The sequence below is a fragment of the Enterobacter sp. 01-M-03-SI-ECC genome, assembly GCF_047530215.1.
GTDB classification, from domain to species: Bacteria; Pseudomonadota; Gammaproteobacteria; order Enterobacterales; family Enterobacteriaceae; genus Enterobacter; species Enterobacter chengduensis.
The window spans coordinates 45,271-62,914 of sequence record NZ_JBLKDA010000024.1 but is presented as its reverse complement, the minus strand read 5'-3'; the positions used below and the strand labels follow the sequence as shown (position 1 = coordinate 62,914).

Annotated in this window: 14 protein-coding genes and 4 tRNA genes; 16 read left to right on the top strand and 2 right to left on the bottom strand. The window is 55.5% G+C overall.

The genetic code is table 11. The annotated features are described in order from the left end of the window. Positions 1-69: 69 nt before the first annotated feature. From rho to ACMWKK_RS19465, 16 genes are all read left to right on the top strand, one after another. Positions 70-1,329 carry a transcription termination factor Rho gene (gene rho, locus ACMWKK_RS19540; protein WP_008501566.1) on the top strand — a complete coding sequence of 420 codons (1,260 nt, stop codon included), beginning with the start codon at positions 70-72 and terminating at the stop codon, positions 1,327-1,329. Positions 1,330-1,571: 242 nt separating this feature from the next. Continuing rightward, complete coding sequence (wecA, locus tag ACMWKK_RS19535; protein WP_112781683.1) at positions 1,572-2,675, top strand: UDP-N-acetylglucosamine--undecaprenyl-phosphate N-acetylglucosaminephosphotransferase; 1,104 nt, start codon at positions 1,572-1,574, stop codon at positions 2,673-2,675. Positions 2,676-2,688: 13 nt separating this feature from the next. Continuing rightward, positions 2,689-3,735 (top strand): ECA polysaccharide chain length modulation protein, encoded by a 1,047-nt coding sequence (wzzE, locus tag ACMWKK_RS19530; RefSeq protein ID WP_112781684.1) that lies wholly within the window; start codon positions 2,689-2,691, stop codon positions 3,733-3,735. A 56-nt stretch (positions 3,736-3,791) separates the two neighbouring features. Continuing rightward, the gene (gene wecB / locus ACMWKK_RS19525; RefSeq protein WP_112781685.1) at positions 3,792-4,922 is read left to right on the top strand and encodes a non-hydrolyzing UDP-N-acetylglucosamine 2-epimerase; all 1,131 of its coding nucleotides are present in this window, start codon (positions 3,792-3,794) and stop codon (positions 4,920-4,922) included. Next, a complete protein-coding gene (gene wecC, locus ACMWKK_RS19520) occupies positions 4,919-6,181 on the top strand; it encodes a UDP-N-acetyl-D-mannosamine dehydrogenase (protein ID WP_112781686.1) in 1,263 nt (420 codons plus the stop codon). The genes wecB and wecC overlap by 4 nt, the downstream gene beginning before the upstream one ends. Further along, entirely contained in the window at positions 6,178-6,855 is a 678-nt protein-coding gene (gene rffC, locus ACMWKK_RS19515; RefSeq protein WP_112781687.1) for a dTDP-4-amino-4,6-dideoxy-D-galactose acyltransferase, read from the top strand. The genes wecC and rffC overlap by 4 nt, the downstream gene beginning before the upstream one ends. A gap of 4 nt (positions 6,856-6,859) precedes the next feature. Further along, positions 6,860-7,990: a dTDP-4-amino-4,6-dideoxygalactose transaminase gene (rffA, locus tag ACMWKK_RS19510; protein WP_112781688.1), complete on the top strand. Its 1,131-nt coding sequence runs from the start codon at positions 6,860-6,862 to the stop codon at positions 7,988-7,990. A 1-nt stretch (position 7,991) separates the two neighbouring features. Beyond that, complete coding sequence (wzxE, locus tag ACMWKK_RS19505; RefSeq protein ID WP_045330304.1) at positions 7,992-9,242, top strand: lipid III flippase WzxE; 1,251 nt, start codon at positions 7,992-7,994, stop codon at positions 9,240-9,242. After that, a complete protein-coding gene (locus tag ACMWKK_RS19500) occupies positions 9,239-10,318 on the top strand; it encodes a TDP-N-acetylfucosamine:lipid II N-acetylfucosaminyltransferase (RefSeq protein ID WP_112781689.1) in 1,080 nt (359 codons plus the stop codon). Before wzxE ends, ACMWKK_RS19500 begins: the two co-directional genes overlap by 4 nt. Beyond that, on the top strand, positions 10,315-11,667 hold the full coding sequence (gene wzyE, locus ACMWKK_RS19495; RefSeq protein WP_112781690.1) for an ECA oligosaccharide polymerase: 1,353 nt from the start codon (positions 10,315-10,317) through the stop codon (positions 11,665-11,667). Before ACMWKK_RS19500 ends, wzyE begins: the two co-directional genes overlap by 4 nt. Before the next feature lie 12 nt (positions 11,668-11,679). Continuing rightward, complete coding sequence (gene wecG, locus ACMWKK_RS19490; RefSeq protein ID WP_112781691.1) at positions 11,680-12,420, top strand: lipopolysaccharide N-acetylmannosaminouronosyltransferase; 741 nt, start codon at positions 11,680-11,682, stop codon at positions 12,418-12,420. 197 nt (positions 12,421-12,617) lie between these two features. Further along, entirely contained in the window at positions 12,618-14,003 is a 1,386-nt protein-coding gene (gene thrP, locus ACMWKK_RS19485) for a bifunctional threonine/serine APC transporter ThrP (protein ID WP_045330294.1), read from the top strand. 102 nt (positions 14,004-14,105) lie between these two features. Continuing rightward, positions 14,106-14,182: transfer RNA gene (locus tag ACMWKK_RS19480), tRNA-Arg, on the top strand. Positions 14,183-14,246: 64 nt separating this feature from the next. Beyond that, a tRNA-His gene (locus ACMWKK_RS19475) sits at positions 14,247-14,322 on the top strand. A 22-nt stretch (positions 14,323-14,344) separates the two neighbouring features. Next, positions 14,345-14,430: transfer RNA gene (locus ACMWKK_RS19470), tRNA-Leu, on the top strand. A 46-nt stretch (positions 14,431-14,476) separates the two neighbouring features. Then, positions 14,477-14,553, top strand: a tRNA-Pro gene (locus tag ACMWKK_RS19465). A gap of 506 nt (positions 14,554-15,059) precedes the next feature. Here the strand turns inward: ACMWKK_RS19465 and ACMWKK_RS19460 are convergent. Both ACMWKK_RS19460 and hemY read right to left on the bottom strand, forming a co-directional pair. Continuing rightward, complete coding sequence (locus ACMWKK_RS19460) at positions 15,060-16,271, bottom strand: MFS transporter (protein WP_112781692.1); 1,212 nt, start codon at positions 16,269-16,271, stop codon at positions 15,060-15,062. A 172-nt stretch (positions 16,272-16,443) separates the two neighbouring features. Continuing rightward, a complete protein-coding gene (gene hemY, locus ACMWKK_RS19455) occupies positions 16,444-17,643 on the bottom strand; it encodes a protoheme IX biogenesis protein HemY (RefSeq protein WP_112781693.1) in 1,200 nt (399 codons plus the stop codon). Position 17,644: the final 1 nt, after the last annotated feature.

Genomic DNA, 17,644 nt, shown 5'->3' with positions numbered 1-17,644 from the left:
GATGACCCTGCCATACCATTCACAACATTAAGTTCGAGAATCACCCCGAGTTTAAGAACCCACACCATTATGAATCTTACCGAATTAAAGAATACGCCGGTTTCTGAGCTGATCACTCTCGGCGAAAATATGGGGCTGGAAAACCAGGCTCGTATGCGCAAGCAGGACATCATTTTCGCCATCCTGAAGCAGCACGCTAAGAGTGGCGAAGATATCTTTGGCGACGGTGTGCTGGAGATATTGCAAGACGGATTTGGTTTCCTCCGCTCTGCAGACAGCTCCTACCTCGCCGGCCCTGACGACATCTACGTATCCCCCAGCCAAATCCGCCGTTTCAACCTCCGCACTGGTGACACCATTTCAGGTAAGATTCGTCCTCCGAAAGAGGGTGAACGCTACTTTGCGCTGTTGAAAGTCAACGAAGTTAACTTCGACAAACCTGAAAACTCGCGTAATAAGATCCTCTTTGAGAACTTAACGCCGCTGCACGCGAACTCTCGCCTGCGCATGGAGCGTGGTAACGGTTCTACCGAAGACTTAACGGCGCGCGTGCTGGATCTGGCATCACCTATTGGTCGCGGCCAGCGTGGTCTGATTGTGGCTCCGCCAAAAGCGGGTAAAACCATGCTGCTGCAGAACATCGCACAGAGCATCGCCTATAACCACCCAGACTGCGTGCTGATGGTACTGCTGATTGACGAACGTCCGGAAGAAGTGACCGAGATGCAGCGTCTGGTTAAAGGTGAAGTGGTTGCTTCAACCTTCGACGAGCCAGCCTCTCGCCACGTTCAGGTTGCGGAAATGGTTATCGAGAAGGCGAAACGCCTGGTTGAGCACAAGAAAGACGTGATCATTCTGCTCGACTCCATTACCCGTCTGGCGCGTGCCTACAACACCGTGGTTCCGGCGTCCGGTAAAGTGCTGACCGGTGGTGTGGATGCTAACGCCCTGCACCGTCCGAAACGCTTCTTCGGTGCCGCACGTAACGTGGAAGAGGGCGGCAGCCTGACCATCATCGCGACGGCGCTGATCGATACCGGTTCAAAAATGGACGAAGTAATTTACGAAGAATTTAAAGGTACAGGTAACATGGAACTGCACCTTTCTCGTAAGATCGCTGAAAAACGCGTCTTCCCGGCTATCGACTACAACCGTTCCGGTACCCGTAAAGAAGAGCTGCTCACCACCCAAGAAGAGCTGCAGAAAATGTGGATCCTGCGCAAAATCATCCATCCAATGGGTGAAATTGACGCGATGGAGTTCCTCATTAACAAACTGGCGATGACCAAAACCAACGACGATTTCTTCGACATGATGAAGCGCTCGTAACGGAAATAAAGCCAGTGAACGCCACGTTTTTACGTGGCGTTTTTCTTTTGTGGACTATACGCTAGTACCCTGTACGCCCAATTTTTGACTGGGCGGTGCAACAATAAGATAATTCGCACAGTAAAAACATTAATAGCTTGAATAATAAACAAATGGAACTGTAAGAGGTTTGCTTTATAACTTCAGGCTCAGCGCCTTGATGGTTATACTTACTTGACTAACATTTGTTGAGAACATCCATTGTGAACCTACTTGATACGTTTGCTGAACTAACCAGTATTTTCTTATTTACCACCTGCTTTTTGTTTCTGGCACGTAAGGTGGCGAAATATCTGGGATTAGTGGATAAACCCAACTTCCGTAAACGTCATCAAGGCATGATCCCTCTGGTCGGTGGCATCTCTGTTTTCGCGGGAATCTGCTTCACGTTTGCTATTGCGGATTACTATATTCCGCATGCCAGGCTGTATCTGACTTGCGCGACGGTACTTGTGGTGGTTGGCGCTCTTGACGACCGTTATGATATTAGCGTCAAAATCCGCGCCTTCGTTCAGGCTGCTGTAGCTATCTCTATGATGGTGTTCGCAAAGCTGCACTTGAGTAGCCTGGGCTATATTTTTGGCTCCTGGGAGATGGAGCTCGGTCCGTTCGGCTATTTCCTGACGCTTTTTGCCGTTTGGGTCGCGATTAACGCGTTCAATATGGTGGACGGTATAGATGGTTTGCTGGGTGGCCTGTCCTGCGTCTCGTTTGCCGCAATAGGTTTCATTTTATGGTTTGATGGGCAATATAGCCTTGCTATGTGGTGTTTTGCCATGATTGCGGCCATCCTGCCTTATATCCTGTTAAATCTCGGCGCATTGGGCCGGCGCTATAAGGTATTCATGGGTGATGCGGGTAGCACCCTTATCGGCTTTACTATCATTTGGATCCTGCTGGAAACCACTCAGGGTGACGTTCACCCTATTAGCCCGGTAACGGCATTATGGATTATTGCTATCCCATTAATGGATATGGTAGCGATTATGTATCGCCGCCTTCGTAAAGGGATGAGTCCTTTCTCTGCTGACCGTCAGCACATTCATCATTTGATCATGCGAGCCGGATTCACTTCCAGACAGGCATTTGTGCTTATTACGCTGGCGGCTGCTATTCTGGCAGGGATTGGCGTGACAGCGGAATATACACATTTTGTACCTGAATGGGCTATGTTGGTATTGTTCTTGCTTGCTTTTTCTCTCTATGGCTACTGCATCAAGCGCGCATGGAAGGTAGCACGCTTCATTAAACGTATTAAGCGCAGGATGCGTCGCAACAGTGGCAAACATACAACATTAACTAAGTAAAACCGGGACTATGATGACTCAACCGTTGGCGGGAGCGAAATCAGTGGTAACTGAGAATGAACTGGATATTCGGGGTTTGTTTCGCGTGTTATGGGCAGGCAAACTTTGGATTGCGGGGATCGCGCTGGGGTTTGCCCTGCTGGCGCTGGCCTATACGTTCTTTGCAAAGCAAGAATGGAGCGCCACGGCAATCACGGATAAACCAACGGTTAACATGCTCGGGGGATACTATTCCCAGCAGCAATTCCTGCGAAACCTGGATATTAAAGCCAGCCTCGCGACGCCGGACCAGGCCTCCGTTATGGATGAAGCCTATAAAGAGTTTGTGATGCAGCTGGCTTCATGGGATACCCGCCGCGATTTCTGGTCCCAGACGGATTACTACAAGCAGCGCCGGGTGGATAATACCAAAGCCGATGCCGCCCTGCTGGACGATCTAATCAACAATATTCAGTTTATGCCGGGCGACGCGCTGCGTAACGTGAATGACAGCGTCAAGCTGATTGCAGAAACCGCCCCGGATGCCAACAACCTGTTGCGCCAGTACGTCGCGTTTGCCAGTCAGCGTGCCGCAAGCCATCTTAACGAAGAGCTTAAGGGTGCCTGGGCAGCCCGCACGATCCAGATGAAAGCGCAGGTGAAGCGTCAGGAAGAGGTGGCGAATACCATTTTTGGCCGCCGGGTGCATAACATTGAGCAGGCGCTGAAAATTGCGGAACAGCATAATATTTCCCGTACGGAGACGGACGTGCCGGCTGATGAACTGCCTGACTCTGAAATGTTCCTTCTGGGCCGCCCTATGCTGCAGGCACGTTTGGAAAACCTGAAGGCCGTTGGGCCCGATTTTGACCTCGATTACGATCAAAATCGCGCGATGCTGAATACGCTCAATGTCGGTCCATCCCTGGACCCGCGTTTTCAGACCTATCGTTATTTGCGAACGCCTGAAGAACCTGTAAAACGCGACAGCCCGCGCCGCGCATTCCTGATGATCATGTGGGGGATTGTGGGCGCGCTCGTTGGTGCTGGTGTGGCGTTAACGCGTCGTCGTACAAACTAAGAACGCCGTTTACGATGAAGGCTGCGGCCTTCATCGTCTAATCGAAGAGAATCGATGTGAAAGTACTTACCGTATTTGGCACCCGGCCTGAGGCCATTAAGATGGCACCTCTGGTACATGCGCTGGCCTGCGATCCTGATATTGAAGCGAAAGTGTGCGTCACGGCCCAGCACCGTGAGATGCTCGATCAGGTTTTAACGCTCTTTTCCATCGTCCCGGATTACGACCTTAATATTATGAAACCGGGGCAAGGGTTGACGGAAATAACCTGTCGCATTCTGCAAGATCTTAAGCCGATCCTGGAGTCATTCAAGCCAGACGTGGTGCTGGTACACGGCGACACCACCACGACCGTTGCGACCAGCCTGGCCGCGTTTTACCAGCGTATTCCTGTGGGGCATGTTGAGGCGGGTCTGCGCACCGGCAATCTTTATTCGCCGTGGCCGGAGGAGGCCAACCGCACGTTAACGGGCCATCTGGCGATGTACCACTTTGCGCCAACGGAAAACTCGCGTCAGAACCTGCTGCGTGAAAATATCGCCGATAACAAAATCTTTGTCACCGGCAATACGGTCATTGATGCATTAATTTGGGTACGTGACCGCGTCCTCGCCAATGACGATCTTAAAAAAGAGCTCGCTGCCCGCTATCCATTCCTGCACAACGGCAAAAAAACCATTCTGGTCACTGGCCATCGGCGCGAAAGCTTTGGCCGTGGTTTTGAGCAAATCTGTCACGCGCTGGCGGAAATCGCCGCGCAGAACGACGATGTGCAGATTGTCTATCCGGTCCACCTCAATCCTAACGTCAGCGAGCCGGTTAACCGCATTCTGGGTCATGTTGACAATGTCCTGCTGATCGAGCCTCAGGATTACCTGCCGTTTGTCTGGCTGATGAACCATGCCTGGCTGATCCTCACCGATTCCGGCGGCATTCAGGAAGAGGCGCCCTCCCTCGGTAAACCGGTGCTGGTGATGCGTGAAACGACCGAACGTCCGGAAGCGGTCAAAGCGGGTACGGTGCGTCTGGTCGGCACCAACGCACAGCTTATTGTCCAGGAAGTCACGCACCTGCTGCACGACGATGAAGCCTATCAGGCGATGAGCCGGGCCCATAATCCGTACGGAGACGGGCAGGCCTGTGGCCGTATTTTGCATGCACTTAAACACAATCGGGTATCGCTATGAGTTTTTCTACCATCTCTGTCATTGGTCTTGGCTATATTGGCCTGCCCACCGCGGCGGCGTTTGCCTCTCGTCAAAAACAGGTTGTCGGTGTCGATATCAACACCCGCGCGGTGGAAACCATTAACCGTGGCGAAATTCATATTGTGGAGCCCGATCTTGACCGCGTGGTGAGAGAGGCGGTGGAGGGGGGCTTCCTGCGTGCCAGCACGACCCCAGTAGAAGCGGATGCCTTCCTGATTGCCGTTCCAACGCCCTTTAAGGGCGACCACGAGCCCGACATGGCGTTCGTCGAGGCGGCGGCAAAATCCATCGCACCGGTGCTGAAGAAAGGGGCGCTGGTGATCCTGGAGTCGACCTCTCCGGTGGGGGCCACCGAGCAAATGGCGCAGTGGCTGGCCGACGCGCGCCCTGATTTACGTTTCCCGCAGCAGGCGGGGGAGCAGGCGGATATCAACATTGCCTACTGTCCGGAGCGCGTGCTGCCGGGCCAGGTCATGGTCGAACTGATTAAAAACGACCGCGTCATTGGCGGTATGACGCCCGTCTGTTCCGAACGCGCCAGCGCGCTGTACAAGATTTTCCTTGAAGGCGAGTGCGTGGTGACCAACTCCCGCACCGCTGAAATGTGCAAGCTTACGGAAAACAGCTTCCGCGACGTGAATATCGCTTTTGCGAACGAGCTGTCGCTGATCTGTGCCGATCAGGGGATTAACGTCTGGGAGCTGATCAGTCTGGCGAATCGCCATCCGCGTGTAAACATTCTCCAGCCGGGCCCGGGCGTGGGCGGGCACTGTATCGCCGTCGACCCGTGGTTTATCGTGGCGCAGAACCCGGCGCAGGCGCGCCTGATTCGCACCGCGCGTGAAGTGAACGACAGCAAGCCTCACTGGGTGCTTAATCAGGTTAAGGCGACGGTTGCGGACTGTCTGGCGGAGAGCGGCAAGCTCGCCAGCGAACTCAAAATTGCCTGCTTTGGTCTGGCGTTTAAACCCAATATTGACGATCTGCGTGAAAGCCCGGCGATGGAAATTGCCGAGATGATTGCCGAATGGCACAAAGGTGAAACGCTGGTGGTTGAGCCGAATATCCATGAATTACCGGCAAAACTGGCGGGGCACTGCACGCTGACGGCGCTGGACGACGCGCTGGCGACGGCGGACGTTCTGGTGCTGCTGGTGGATCACAAAGAGTTTAAAGCGACGTCCGGGGATGCCGTTCGTCAGCAGTTTATTGTCGACACCAAAGGCGTCTGGCGTTGAACAACCTGAATGGGGTCATCGAGTCCCTGCAGTGGGAGAGTGCCTTTTTCGGCCTGCCGTCGGCCATCGTGCGTCTGCGCGATGACGCGCCGGTACTGGCTGAATCGGATTTCACCGCCTGGCAACGGGTGCAGGCGAAGATACCGGCGGAGCGTGCCGATCTGCTTGACGCGCTCCAGCAACGCGGCTTTCAGCTGGTTGAAGGGGAGGTCGATCTTTCCATTATCCTCACGCGGCACGATGCGGCTGGCGCGGAAATTGCAACGGAACAGGACATCCCCGTGCTGCGGCAGATGGCGGCTCAGGCCTTTGCGCAGAGCCGCTTTCGCGCGCCCTGGTACGCGCCGGACGACAGCGGACGTTTCTATGCCCAGTGGATAGAGAATGCGGTTAAAGGCACCTTTGACCACGTCTGCCTGGTTTTCCGCGCAGGAGAGGGCCAGATCCAGGGGTTTGTTTCTCTGCGTAAGCTCAACGCGCGCGAGGCGCGTATTGGCTTATTAGCCGGGCGCGGCATGGGTGAGAAACTCATGCAGGCGGCGCTGCACTGGGCGCAGCAGCAGCAGCTTGTGACGCTGCGGGTAGCGACCCAACTGGGCAACACCGCCGCGCTTAAACGTTATATTGCGAGTGGTGCCAACATCGACGCCACCGCCTACTGGTTATACAGGTGACAAGATGATTCCATTTAACGCTCCCCCCGTCGTCGGCACGGAACTCGACTATATGCAGTCTGCCATGGGCAGCGGCAAGCTCTGCGGTGACGGCGGTTTTACCCGTCGCTGCCAGCAGTGGATGGAACAGCGTTTTCGCAGCGCCAAAGTGTTGCTGACCCCTTCCTGTACGGCATCCCTGGAGATGGCGGCGCTGCTGCTGGATATCCAGCCCGGCGATGAAGTGATCGTGCCGAGCTATACCTTCGTCTCCACCGCGAATGCCTTTGTCCTGCGCGGGGCGAAAATCGTCTTTGTGGATATCCGCCCGGATACCATGAACATTGATGAGACGCTGATTGAAGCGGCAATCACCGACAAAACGCGCGCAATCGTGCCGGTTCACTACGCGGGCGTGGCCTGTGAAATGGACACCATTATGGCCATCGCCAAAAAACATAACCTGTTTGTGGTGGAAGATGCCGCTCAGGGCGTGATGTCCACCTACAAGGGGCGCGCGCTGGGCACCATCGGCCATATCGGCTGCTTTAGCTTCCATGAGACCAAAAACTACACGGCGGGCGGTGAAGGTGGCGCGACGCTGATTAACGACCGGGCGCTCGTGGAGCGTGCGGAAGTGATCCGCGAAAAAGGCACCAACCGCAGCCAGTTCTTCCGGGGACAGGTAGACAAATACACCTGGCGCGATATTGGCTCCAGCTATCTGATGGCGGATCTGCAGGCGGCGTACCTGTGGGCACAGCTGGAAGCCGCGGAGCGAATCAACCTGCAGCGTCTCTCCCTGTGGCAAACCTATTACGATGCGCTTGCACCTCTGGCTAAAGCCGGGCGTATCGAGCTGCCGACCATTCCGGCAGATTGCGTCCACAACGCGCATATGTTCTACATCAAGCTGCGCGATAACGACGACCGCAGCGAGCTCATCGCCTGGCTGAAAGAGGCCGAAATTATGGCGGTGTTCCACTATATCCCGCTGCACTCCAGCCCGGCCGGGGAAGCGTTTGGCACGTTTGCGGGTGAAGACCGTTACACTACGAAAGAAAGTGAGCGTTTGCTTCGCCTGCCGCTGTTCTACAACCTCGCGCCAGTTAACCAGCGCACGGTGATTAATACCCTTCTGAGCTATTTCGGCTGATATGTCTCTGGCAAAAGCATCGGTGTGGACCGCCGCGTCCACGCTTGTAAAAATTGGCGCCGGGCTGCTGGTCGTCAAGCTGCTGGCCGTCTCATTTGGCCCGTCTGGCGTGGGGCTGGCGGGGAATTTTCGCCAGCTTGTCACGGTCCTTGGGGTGCTGGCCGGTGCCGGGATCTTCAACGGCGTGACCAAATACGTTGCTCAGTATCATGATGATGCGGCCCAGCTGCGCAGGGTGGTGGGCACCTCTTCGGCCATGGTCACGGGTTTTTCGACCCTGATGGCGATTATCTTTCTGCTGGCGGCGGCGCCCATTAGCCAGGGATTGTTCGGACACGCCCATTACCAGGGGCTGGTGCGTCTGGTTGCGCTGGTTCAGATGGGGATTGCCTGGGCGAACCTGCTGCTGGCGCTGATGAAAGGCTTTCGCGATGCCGCCGGGAACGCGCTGGCGTTAATCCTGGGCAGCATCATCGGCGTTATTGCGTATTACTTCTGCTATCGCCTGGGTGGCTATGAAGGCGCTCTGCTGGGCCTGGCGCTGGTTCCGGCGCTGGTTGTTGTGCCTGCGGCGTTGATGCTGATGCGTCGGGGCGTTATTCCTCTGAGCTACCTCAAACCGCAGTGGGACAAGGTGCTTGCCAGCCAGCTGGGGAAATTCACCCTGATGGCGCTGATTACGTCCGTCACGCTGCCGGTGGCCTACGTGATGATGCGAAACCTGCTGGCGGCGCACTACAGCTGGGATGAAGTGGGGATCTGGCAGGGCGTGAGCAGCATTTCCGACGCCTACCTACAGTTTATAACGGCTTCCTTTAGCGTTTATTTGCTGCCAACCTTATCGCGCTTGACGTCCAGACAGGATATTACGCGTGAGATTTTTCGCTCGCTGCGCTTTGTGTTGCCGGCCGTCGCGGCGGCCAGCTTTACCGTCTGGCTATTGCGCGATGTCGCCATCTGGCTGCTGTTCTCGGCGAAGTTTACCGCCATGCGCGATCTCTTTGCCTGGCAGCTGGTGGGTGATGTGTTGAAAGTAGGTGCTTACGTTTTCGGCTATCTGGTGATAGCAAAAGCGTCCCTGCGGCTGTATATCCTGGCGGAAATTAGCCAGTTTGTATTACTGACGTCGTTCTCGCACTGGCTGATACCCGCGCACGGTGCGCTGGGGGCGGCTCAGGCCTATATGGCAACCTATATTGTTTATTTCGCTGCCTGTTGCGGCGTATTTTTATTGTGGCGTAAACGCGCATGACTGCACTGATTCACATCCTGGGATCGGATATCCCACACCATAACCAGACCGTTTTGCGGTTCTTCAACGACGAACTGGCACCGGGTAATCCTGATGCGCGTGAGTTTATGGTTGCAGGTCAGGATAAGGGCCTGAGCGAGGCGTTTCCGGCGCTGACGATTCGCTTCTGGCCGGACAAGGCCGCGCTGGCGAAGGCGGTCGTAGCTAAAGCGAAAGCGGACCGCGAACAACGATTCTTCTTCCACGGACAGTTCAATACCGGCCTGTGGCTGGCACTGCTCGGCGGGGGAATCAAGCCTTCCCAGTGCAGCTGGCATATCTGGGGGGCCGATCTTTACGAAGTCTCCCGCGGCTGGAAATTCCGTCTTTTCTATCCTCTGCGCCGCATGGCCCAGGGGCGCGTGGGCTGCGTTTTTGCTACCCGCGGCGATCTCAACTATTTTGCTAAACAGCACCCGAACGTGCGTGGCGAGTTGCTCTATTTCCCCACCCGCATGGATCCGTCGCTGAACGCCCTGGCGAATGACGCGGTGCGTGAAGGCAAGCTGACCATACTTGTGGGAAATTCCGGCGATCGCAGTAACGAACACGTCGCGGCGCTGCGGGCGGTGCATCAGCAGTTTGGCGACACGGTGAACGTGGTGGTGCCGATGGGCTATCCGGCCAACAACGACGCCTACATCAATGAGGTTCGCCAGCAGGGGCTGGCGCTGTTTAGCGCTGAGAACCTCAACATCCTCAGCGAAAAGCTGGAGTTTGAGGAATATCTTGCGCTGCTGAGAAAATGCGATCTCGGCTATTTCATCTTTGCCCGACAGCAGGGAATCGGTACGCTGTGTCTGCTGATTCAGGCGGGGGTACCGTGCGTGCTCAACCGCGACAACCCGTTCTGGCAGGACATGGCCGAGCAGCATATTCCGGTGCTGTTTACCTCAGACGCGCTGAACGTTGAGGTCGTGCGGGAAGCCCAGCGCCAGCTTACGCTGGTGGACAAAAATAACATCGATTTTTTCAGCCCGAATTACCTCACGCCGTGGCACCGCGCGCTGCGTATCGCTTCAGGAGACAAAGCATGAGTCAGTTGCAATTCAGCGGCTTACTGGTTGTCTGGCTTCTGAGCACCCTGTTTATCGCCACGCTGACCTGGTTTGAATTCCGCCGGGTGCGCTTCAACTTTAACGTGTTTTTCTCGTTACTTTTTCTGCTGACCTTCTTTTTCGGCTTCCCGCTCACCAGCATTCTGGTCTTCCGTTTTGACGTGAGCGTCGCGCCGCCGGAAATTCTGCTCCAGGCGCTTCTGGCGGCGACCTGCTTCTATGCGGTTTACTACGTCACCTATAAAACGCGTCTGCGTTCGGCGCAGGCCGCGGCCCCGCGTCGGGCGCTTTTTACCATGAATCGGGTGGAAACCCACCTGACGTGGGTGATGCTGATGACCATCGCCCTGGTCAGCGTCGGCATCTTCTTTATGCATAACGGCTTTCTGCTGTTTAAGCTCCACTCCTACAGCCAGATTTTTTCGGCCGAGGTCTCGGGCGTGGCGCTTAAGCGTTTCTTCTACTTCTTCATCCCGGCGATGCTGGTGATCTTCTTCCTGCGCCAGGACAGCAAAGCGTGGCTCTTCTTCCTGGTGAGCACCGTCGCGTTTGGCATCCTGACCTACATGATTGTGGGCGGTACGCGCGCGAACATCATCATCGCCTTCGCCATCTTCCTGTTCATCGGCATCATCCGCGGCTGGATCTCGCTGTGGATGCTGGTTGCGGCAGGCGTGTTTGGCATTGTGGGGATGTTCTGGCTCGCGCTGAAGCGCTATGGGATGAACGTGGCGGGTGATGAAGCGTTTTACACGTTCCTCTACCTGACGCGCGATACGTTCTCGCCGTGGGAAAACCTGGCGCTGCTGCTGCAGAATTACGACAAGATTGATTTCCAGGGGCTGGCGCCGATTGTTCGCGACTTCTACGTGTTTATTCCGACGTGGCTATGGCCGGACCGGCCTGGCGTAGTGCTCAATACCGCGAACTATTTTACCTGGGAAGTGCTGAACAACCATTCCGGTCTGGCAATTTCACCGACGCTGATCGGTTCCCTGGTGGTGATGGGCGGGGCGTGGTTCATTCTGCCCGGTGCGGTTGCCGTGGGGTTGATTATTAAGTGGTTCGACTGGCTTTACCTGCGCGGTAACGAAGATACCAACCGCTACAAAGCGGCCATTTTGCACAGTTTCTGCTTTGGTGCCATTTTCAATATGATCGTTCTGGCGCGTGAAGGACTGGATTCATTCGTTTCGCGCGTGGTGTTTTTCATGGTCGTTTTCGGCCTCTGCCTGTTGCTGGCTAAACTGCTGTACTGGCTGTTTGACAGCGCTGGGCTTGTGCACAAGCGCGAGCGGCAGGGCAGCACAACGCTGTCGCAAGTCTGAGTAAGGATAGTAATGACTGATAATACTTCTGCACCGCGCTATGCGCTTCGTGGTCTGCAGCTTATTGGCTGGCGCGATATGCAGCACGCGCTGGATTTTCTGTTCGCCGACGGCCAGATGAAATCCGGTACGCTGGTGGCCATCAACGCGGAAAAGATGCTGGCGGTGGAAGACAACGCCGAGGTCAAAAGCCTGATAGACGCGGCCGAATTTAAATACGCGGACGGCATTAGCGTGGTCCGCTCTATCCGTAAAAAGTATCCTGACGCTAATGTTTCCCGCGTGGCGGGTGCCGACCTCTGGGAGCAACTTATGGCCCGTGCGGGCGCGCAGGGTACGCCCGTGTTCCTGATTGGTGGGAAGCCCGAGATTCTGGCCCAGACGGAGGAGAAACTGCGTCGACAATGGAATGTTAATATTGTCGGCAGCCAGGACGGTTACTTCAAGCCGGAAGATCGGCAGGCGCTGTTTGAACGCGTTCGCGACAGCGGGGCGAAAATTGTCACCGTGGCGATGGGGTCCCCGCGCCAGGAGATCCTGATGCGTGACTGCCGTCTGGTCTGTCCGGATGCCCTCTACATGGGCGTGGGCGGCACCTACGACGTCTTTACCGGCCACGTTAAGCGTGCGCCAAAGGTCTGGCAAAATCTGGGGCTGGAGTGGCTGTACCGCCTGTTATCGCAACCGACGCGTATTAAACGACAGATCCGACTGCTTCGCTATCTCGCCTGGCATTACTCCGGCAAAATGTAATCAAAATGTAGCGCGATATGCTATTCGCGCTGCAACTCGCCTGCAAAACTGCTGATAATCTGTGCAATGCATTCATTTTTTTAATGCATCGTTTGCCATTTGGTCGATTTTAAGAAACCATTCGCACCGTATTTTAGTCCCCCTAAAAAACAATACCCGGTATTAAGCCGGGAAACAGCAAACACAATCGAGGATCTATGGCAGAGAAAAAACCGGAGCTACAGCGTGGGCTGGAAGCTCGTCATATTGAACTGATAGCGCTGGGCGGCACTATCGGCGTGGGCCTGTTTATGGGCTCCGCAAGCACGCTCAAGTGGGCAGGCCCTTCCGTTTTACTGGCGTACATTATCGCCGGGCTGTTTGTTTTCTTCATCATGCGTTCCATGGGCGAAATGCTCTTCCTGGAGCCGGTAACCGGCTCCTTCGCCGTATACGCGCACCGTTATATGAGCCCCTTCTTCGGCTACCTGACGGCCTGGTCATACTGGTTTATGTGGATGGCGGTGGGCATCTCTGAGATCACCGCGATAGGGGTCTACGTGCAGTTCTGGTTCCCGGACATGGTCCAGTGGATACCTGCACTCATTGCCGTGGGGCTGGTGGCGCTGGCAAACCTGGCCGCCGTGCGCCTTTACGGTGAAATTGAGTTCTGGTTCGCCATGATCAAGGTCACCACCATTATCGTGATGATTGTCGTCGGCCTGGGCGTGATTTTCTTCGGCTTTGGCAACGGTGGACACGCTATCGGCTTTGGCAACCTGACCGAAAACGGCGGCTTCTTTGCCGGCGGCTGGAAGGGCTTCCTGACGGCGCTGTGTATCGTTGTGGCTTCGTATCAGGGCGTGGAGCTGATTGGGATTACCGCCGGTGAAGCGAAAAATCCTCAGGTCACACTGCGTAGCGCGGTAGGTAAAGTGCTGTGGCGTATCCTGATTTTCTACGTGGGCGCAATCTTCGTTATCGTGACCATCTTCCCGTGGAATGAAATAGGCTCGACGGGCAGCCCGTTCGTTTTAACCTTTGCCAAAATTGGTATCACGGCAGCGGCGGGTATTATCAACTTTGTGGTTCTGACGGCCGCCTTGTCAGGCTGTAACAGCGGAATGTACAGCTGTGGCCGCATGCTCTATGCGCTCTCGAAGAATAACCAGCTGCCTGCAGCGATGAGTAAAGTCTCACGTGCCGGCGTACCGGTAGCGGGCGTGGCGGTTTCTATTGCGATCCTGCTGATTGGCTCTTGCCTGAATTACATCATTCCTAACCCGCAGCGCGTGTTTGTTTACGTCTATAGCGCCAGCGTCCTGCCGGGCATGGTGCCGTGGTTTGTTATCCTCATCAGCCAGCTGCGTTTCCGTCATGCGCATAAAAAGGCAATTGAAAGCCATCCGTTCCGCTCCATTCTGTTCCCCTATGCGAACTATTTGACGATGGCGTTCCTGATTTGCGTATTAATCGGGATGTACTTTAATGAAGATACCCGCATGTCGCTGTTTGTCGGGGTGATCTTCCTGGCGGCCGTGACGGCTGCGTATAAGCTTTTTGGACTGGGTCGCCGCGCCACCACGCAGAAAGTGGAGGAATAAGCGGCAAAATGTGCAAACCATAACCAAACGCGCATTTTTTTCAAAAAAGCACTAGACAGCGGGGACGGAGGTACGTAATATCCAGCCCCGCAACGGCGCTAAGCGCCCGTAGCTCAGCTGGATAGAGCGCTGCCCTCCGGAGGCAGAGGTCTCAGGTTCGAATCCTGTCGGGCGCACCATTAACCCGGTGCTGGAGCTGCGGTGGTCTGAGAAGTAGTCAGTACCGCGTGAAAGAATACAGTGGTGGCTATAGCTCAGTTGGTAGAGCCCTGGATTGTGATTCCAGTTGTCGTGGGTTCGAATCCCATTAGCCACCCCATTATTTGAAAGAGTTGTGAATTGCGAAGGTGGCGGAATTGGTAGACGCGCTAGCTTCAGGTGTTAGTGTCCTTTGGATGTGGGGGTTCGAGTCCCCCCCCTCGCACCACGACTTTTTAAATGAATTGAACTAAAAATTCAAAAAAGCAGTACATCGGCGAGTAGCGCAGCTTGGTAGCGCAACTGGTTTGGGACCAGTGGGTCGGAGGTTCGAATCCTCTCTCGCCGACCAATTTTGAACCCCGCTTCGGCGGGGTTTTTTGTTTTCTGCCACTTTTTATCCCTGTAGTGATTCCCCGACAGCGCCCTATTTCATTGTCGCGATTCAGCGACATCCAATCGATTGAAAATGAAAGAATTATTCTTTTATCTGTTTTGCTGTCTCCGCCTGGCGACAGATTTCTGCCTTTATCGGCACATTGTGGGGCGTAAGACGCCGCTTAACAGCATAATTTCCTTTTATCTTAAAATGTTGCGTTATGTAAAAGTTCCTGGTGTTATGTTGGCACGTTACGTGCAATAATATGCGTGTAGATGCTCATTCCATCTCTTATGTTCGCCTTAGTGCCTCATAAACTCAGGAATGACGCAGAGCCATTTACGGTGCTTATCGTCCACTGACAGATGTCGCTTCGGCCTCATCAGACACCATGGGCATAACGTTGAGTGAAGCACCAAATATGTTGTCTTACAGACCTGTTTTAACGCCTGCTTTTATAGCAGGCGTTTTTTTATGCCTTATTCCTGATACCGGCTCACGATCGGGGCAACTATCAACAGGGCCACTGACGAGACAGCATAGAGCGCCTCTACTGAGCCAAACGCTGAAGCGACCACCGCTGCAATGCCGGTGAAAAGAGAGGCGCTGAGCGTTTGCCAGCGCCAGGCTTTACCGCTGGCCGAAGCGGTTTGCGTGATATGAAAACTACTGAGTACGCCAAACGTCCCGGCCGCGAAGAGAACATTCGAGGCCAGATGCGCGATAAATATCGCCCCCAGTGCACATGCCGTCCACCCGGACAACATCGGCAGCATTCCATAAGCGGTCAGAAAGATGCCGAGACAAACGATGATGCGCGGCGTGTTAGCCGCAATGCGCGTCAGGCTCTCTTTTTTTAGCAGCAGGGGGCCGCATAGCTGCCCCATGCTCCTCGCGAACAGCAGCGGCAGAGCAAGGCCCGCCGAATCCTGAGGATGGAGTTGCTGCGCCAGGGCAGGAAGCAGCGCCATGGCCGGTGAGCCGACGGCGGCCAGCGCTGGCAGAATAAGCAGGCTGCGTTTTTGCCGAACGGATAATGTCCGCCAGCGTAATGCCGCAGGTGCCTCCTCGTCACCGGGTGCAGGGAGCGATGGCGAAGAAAACCGGCGCCCAGCCAGACATAGCAGTAACAATCCCCCCAAAAAGCTGGCGGCGTCGATGGCCAGCAGGGTAAACACGGATGTCTTCTGGAACAGCATCACGCCAAGGCCAGTCCCTAACAATACCTGAGAAGCAAAAATCACATTTTCCAGACAGGTTGCCGCAGGCAGTTCGGCTTCGCTAAGTCCGCGCTTAAACAGCAACGTCAGGGCGGGCCAGCTCATCCCGCTGAGCAGCGCTTCGGCGGACTGCACGGCGAGTAGTGCGGCAACGCTGTGGTAACCCACGCCAAGCAGGGGAAAGAGCAGGGCGATCAGACCCAGCCCCTCGGTCAGCATCAGCAGGGATATCGGAGAATAGCGTGAGCACAGCTTTTCGCCGATTGTGCTGCCGATGAACCCCGGTACCGTAGCGAAAAGAAAAGCGAGGGTGAGCAGGGCGGGCGGGGCTGACCACGCTAACAGCAAACCGAAGACCACAACCTGGGTTAAGCCATTCCCCAGCGAAGAAAAGATAAAAGCACAGGCAAGCAGGCGCAGCCAGCGGTGGCAGCGCAGCGCCTGGATAAGCGCATACAAAAGCGAGTTCATGACGATTTCCTTTCAAAAACGATTTAGTCCACGCTGCAAAATGTGCGCGTGTGTGAAAAAAGGTTAATGAAAAGACATCGTTACATTGGCGGGTTCGTTTCCGGATGTGGGTGTAAAGAATGTAGCAGGAGAAAGGCGATAAAAAAAGGAGGCCATTTGGCCTCCCGATCGATTACTGCTGCGTACCGTTATTTTGCAGCGTCAGCAGCAGCCCATCACGCCGCATGGCGGCAGCCTCCTCCGGCTTATGCTGCTTATCCAGCGTATCGGCAAGCCACGCGTAGTCGAAAGCATCAGGACGCTGCTTCAGCGCCGCGCGGAAAGCGAGGCTCGCCTCCTGCCATTCGCCGTGCTTCATCAGCGACTGACCGAGCGTGCTCCACAGCAGCGGGCGGTCGCCGACGGTTTTGATCTGCTGGCGCAGCACTTTCTCGACTTGCTCTGGGTTATTGGTTTTCAGGCGCGGGATCACCATCACCAGACGATCGTCGTACTGGCGCTTGAGACCGTCAAGGAGGATCTCCTGGGCGGTGTCATGGTCGTCACATTCAATAAGATGCTCCGCCATTGCCACCTGCAGAGGAACCTGCTGACGCGTTTTCCGGCTCTGATTCTTCCACCACGTTTTCAGGCCATCGCTGCCCAGGTCGGCGCGCGCCTGATCCATCAGGCCAATCCACGCCAGACGCTGAAGCTCGTCACGATGTTCATCGTCGCCTACCCCGGCTTTCGCCATGGACGGAATGATGTCCAGCAGCGAGCCCCAGGCGCCGGTACGAATATAGGCCTGCTCGGCAAGACGCAGCACTTCCGGATGACGCGGTGCGACTTCCAGCAGACGGTCGATGCCGTGGCGAGCCGCGTGATTCTCGTTGCGCGCCAGCTGCAGACGAACGCGCGTGATTTCCACCGGAATCGGGTCGCCGTGAGCCAGCTCAGCCGCCCGCTCCAGGTGCTGATTGGCGCGGGCTTCGTCACCGCGCTGCTGCGCCGCTTCGGCCGCCAGCAGATAGTTCACCACCGGCTGTTCGGCGTGATCGGCGTTTTTCGACATCAGCTTTTCAACCTGCTGATAGTCACCCTCTGCAAGCTTCAGCAGCGCCTGCTCGGTCTGTTTACGGGCGCGGCGGCGTTTACGGCCAACGAACCAGCCGCGCGTATGGGCACCGGTACGGAAAATACGGCGGAGGATCCATTCGATCGCAAACAGCACCACCACGCCGAGGATCAGAACAATCACCAGGCCCGTTACGCTGGTTTCGATGTTGTAATTATCTGTCTGGATCAGGACATAGCCCTGATGACCGGCAAGCATCGGCCCCAGCACGATCCCGGCGATCAGCAAAATGAAGAGTAAGAGGACTTTTAGCATC

Coding starts and splice junctions, on each gene's coding strand:
- rho (WP_008501566.1), top strand. CDS start 70: ATGAATCTTACCGAATTAAAGAATACGCCGGTTTCTGAGCTGATCACT.
- wzzE (WP_112781684.1), top strand. CDS start 2,689: ATGACTCAACCGTTGGCGGGAGCGAAATCAGTGGTAACTGAGAATGAA.
- wecC (WP_112781686.1), top strand. CDS start 4,919: ATGAGTTTTTCTACCATCTCTGTCATTGGTCTTGGCTATATTGGCCTG.
- rffA (WP_112781688.1), top strand. CDS start 6,860: ATGATTCCATTTAACGCTCCCCCCGTCGTCGGCACGGAACTCGACTAT.
- wzxE (WP_045330304.1), top strand. CDS start 7,992: ATGTCTCTGGCAAAAGCATCGGTGTGGACCGCCGCGTCCACGCTTGTA.
- ACMWKK_RS19500 (WP_112781689.1), top strand. CDS start 9,239: ATGACTGCACTGATTCACATCCTGGGATCGGATATCCCACACCATAAC.
- wzyE (WP_112781690.1), top strand. CDS start 10,315: ATGAGTCAGTTGCAATTCAGCGGCTTACTGGTTGTCTGGCTTCTGAGC.
- wecG (WP_112781691.1), top strand. CDS start 11,680: ATGACTGATAATACTTCTGCACCGCGCTATGCGCTTCGTGGTCTGCAG.
- thrP (WP_045330294.1), top strand. CDS start 12,618: ATGGCAGAGAAAAAACCGGAGCTACAGCGTGGGCTGGAAGCTCGTCAT.
- ACMWKK_RS19460 (WP_112781692.1), bottom strand. CDS start 16,271: ATGAACTCGCTTTTGTATGCGCTTATCCAGGCGCTGCGCTGCCACCGC.
- hemY (WP_112781693.1), bottom strand. CDS start 17,643: ATGCTAAAAGTCCTCTTACTCTTCATTTTGCTGATCGCCGGGATCGTG.